Source organism: Corynebacterium sp. HMSC058E07 (genome assembly GCF_001809885.1).
GTDB lineage: Bacteria > Actinomycetota > Actinomycetes > Mycobacteriales > Mycobacteriaceae > Corynebacterium > Corynebacterium macclintockiae.
Window position 1 is genome coordinate 3,464 of record NZ_KV799269.1, and the last position, 3,272, is coordinate 6,735.

Annotated in this window: 2 protein-coding genes; both read left to right on the forward strand. The window is 66.0% G+C overall.

The window, feature by feature from the left end; translation table 11 throughout:
- Window positions 1-598 precede the first annotated feature (598 nt).
- Entirely contained in the window at window positions 599-1,507 is a 909-nt protein-coding gene (locus HMPREF2678_RS03700) for a DUF418 domain-containing protein (RefSeq protein ID WP_070550968.1), read from the forward strand.
- Between the two features lie 8 nt (window positions 1,508-1,515).
- A complete protein-coding gene (locus HMPREF2678_RS03705) occupies window positions 1,516-2,661 on the forward strand; it encodes a trypsin-like serine protease (protein ID WP_070550966.1) in 1,146 nt (381 codons plus the stop codon).
- Window positions 2,662-3,272: the final 611 nt, after the last annotated feature.

Below are 3,272 nucleotides of genomic sequence, written 5' to 3' on the forward strand. Positions count from 1 at the left end.
TACTTTCAATAACTCGAAGATTTGGGACATTGTCCTGTCGAGAGGGTGCCATTGTGGCGCGAAAAGTCGCCGTGAAGTGGGGTTTCAGGCTCGTTGATGCCAGGGTGGGGGAAACTTAAGAGGAACTTACAGGCTGCTCACAATTTCGGGGCAGGGGGATTCAATGTTCGAGAGCTAGAAATGACGATGGTTCCGCTTAAGAGCGTTGGCGCGCCGGTTGTGCGCTGGTGCGCGGACGGTGTGCGCGAGCACGCGAACTGTGCGCTGGTACGTGAACTGTGCGACAGCATGACAAAATGTGCGCTCGCCGACGCGATGCGGATTGCTTCGATATTTGAGAACTGAAAAAGGAGACAGCCGGGTGGTTAGAACACCTACCTCTAAGAGCTCCGCGAAAGCACGCGGAGACGAAACCGCTGGTAACGGCGCCAGCAGCAGCGCTGGAACGGCCGCCGACGGATCGGCAAACGCTGACCGCGGGGAAAGCCGCGACGCAGCCCGTAGCGCTGACCGCAGCACAGACCGCAGCACAGACCGCGGGGAAAAGCGCCCGCGCATCCTCGGGCTGGATATCGCCCGCGGATTGGCAATCCTCGGAATGATCTACCTGCACCTGGGACACCCGCTGTGGCAGGCGAAGGTGATCCTGTCGGGACTTCCGGCCGCACTGTTCGCGGTGATCGCAGGCGTGACCATGATGCTCATCTGGAACAACGCCACCCGCCGCGCCGCCACCCCAACGCAGACCATCGCGAAGCTTGCAGCCCGCGGCGCGATCATCACCCTCATCGGCCTGGCACTCCTGCCCGCTGGCGGGGAGATCCAGGTCGTGCTGGTCGTCCTCGGCGCGACGATGCTCGCCACCGCCTGGGTACCTCCACTGCCGACGGCCGCAAAGGCCGCGCTTCTGCTGATCGCCACAGCCGCCGCCACGTGGCGCTACGCCCCGCTGGAACTTCCGCTTCCGTACCCCCACCTCGCGTGGGTCGCGTACATCCTGGCCGGGATGATCCTCTTCGACGTGTACGTGGGGAAGGACGGCTCTGGGGCTGGTGGCGTCCAAAAGTTAACAACCGCAATCGCGTGCCTCGCCGCAGCAGCAGGCTTCTACCTGCGATTCCAGACCGACCTGCCCGGGTGGGCGCGCGCGACCGGGCACACGGGCGTGCTGGGCGAGATCGTGCTTTCCATCGCCGTCGCCGCCATCGTGCTGCACCTGTGCATGATCGTCGGGCGCCACGTGCGCGCGGGGAATCCGCTGGTTGCGCTGGGTTCCATGGCGCTGACGGTGTACATCCTGCACGTGCTGACGGCCCTGTGGTGGCAGACGCACGTGTCCCTGCACTCCGACCTGTGGGCGGCGGCGTTTATCGCGGCGTTCCTGGTGTTCGCGTGGGTGTGGAAGAAGCTGGCCAGCGGGCCGGCGAAGAAGTTGTTTGCAGGGCAGGGGCCGGCGGAACGATGCGTCGCGCAGACTGTCCGACTGATCGCGGGAGAACGAGCATGAGGACGAACATGAAGAAACTAGCCTCTAGAGCAGCAGCCGTCGCGGCTGTAGCAGCCCTGAGCGGCGCGTGCGTCGCCCCGGCCAGCGCCATGGAGTACGGCGAGCACGCACCCGACAACGCGGAATCGCGGACTGTCGCCTCGCTGCGGATTGGCCGTGTGGGCAACTTCGGAGACTGCACGGGCACGCTCGTCGCGCCGCAGTGGGTCCTGACCGCGCGCCACTGCCTGGAGTCCGTCGCCAACGAGGGCACGCAGGCGCGCATCGCAGGCACTGTGTACGACGCTGATTCGTGGTCCCTGTCGCCTGTTATGGACGCCGGCCTCTTGCACCTCACCCGACCCGTCGAGGGGGTCGAGCCGGCAAAGCTGGCCGATAGTATGCCCGCCCAGGGCGACGAGGGGAATCTTTACGGCTGGAGTAGCAGCTCGCTGATGGCGCGCAAGGGGCAGCTGCCTGTGGCACGGATGCGAGTGCGGGAGATTCTCGCTGGGCCGGGCGCCGGCGGTGGCGCGGGTGCTGGCGCGGGTGACGGTGAAAGCTCGGGTGCCGGTGCGCCGCACGTTGAGGGCGGCACGGAATCCATCCCCGCCCCCGGCGGTTCCGGCGGCGCGGGTGCGCCGCAGATCCTCCGCGGCGACGGCTCCATGCCGGAGCCCGGATCCCCCGCCCCCGGCGCTGCCGCCAGCGCTGAAGCTCCCAGCCCCGATGGCGTGGAGTCCGTCCCCGCCGACATCGCCATGGGCGGCGGTGAGGTTGCCGCGGATGGGGAGGGTGGCGTCATGCCAAAGATCGTCGGCGGCATCCTCGAGGCAGAGTCCCTCACGCGCGCCGCAATGCAGGGCGGCGACTCGGGCGCGCCGTTCTTCGTCGGCGGCAAGCTCGCGGGCCTCGCCACCGCGGGCACGGCCAACGGAGACCCGGACCTGCCATCGCCGACTGCGGCCATCACCACCCTTTCGGACGCCAAGTCCTGGATCCAGGACATCACCAGCGGACGTGACACGTCGAGCGTACTGACAGCGGACACTACTCCCGCCCCGCCGAAAACTCCGCAGACCAGCGCCGATTACGTCGGGCGGTACCTTGCGGTGGCTGCGGCCGGGCTGGTGCTGGCGATCGCGCTGGGCTGGTTTGGCCGGCGCCGCGCCTGACCGTACCCCGGCTGCGCCGGGGGTCTGACCGGCACCCTGGGGTGCGCCGGGGGCCTGACCGGCACCCCGGCTGTGCTGCCTGCCCCTGACGTTGTCCCGCCCCGGCTGCGCTGCCTGCCCCTGACGTTGTCCCGCCCCGGTCCGTGGCTGAAACCCCACGTGGCCGGGCGCCGGTCCGCGTCTGACCGGGCACTGACCGGCGCCTGACGTCCCCCGGAGCCACAAATGCGGACAGTTTCGGAGGGTGTTGTCCCAAATTCCACGTCTTAGAATATAACTATTCTGTTTGTGCAGGTCAGAGGCTCCCGATTTTTTGCTGTAGACCCGCTACTTTCAATAACTCGAAGATTTGGGACAATGCCCCTTTGAAGATGTGCCGATGCGGTTCGCGAGCGTAAGTTTGTACACTTTTTTGGCTGAGGTGGCCGCGAGGTCGAAGCTCTGTAAGGCTCATAGACAGGCTAAACGGGGGCGGGGGATACCTGAGTAGGGGTGTGAAATTGAGCCTCTTATTCGGGAATTGTCTGGAAACCGGCCTTTCGGGGGCTTGGCGGGGAGGGGATTGTCCCAAATTCCAGCTCTTAGAATATAACTATTCTGTTTGTGCAGGT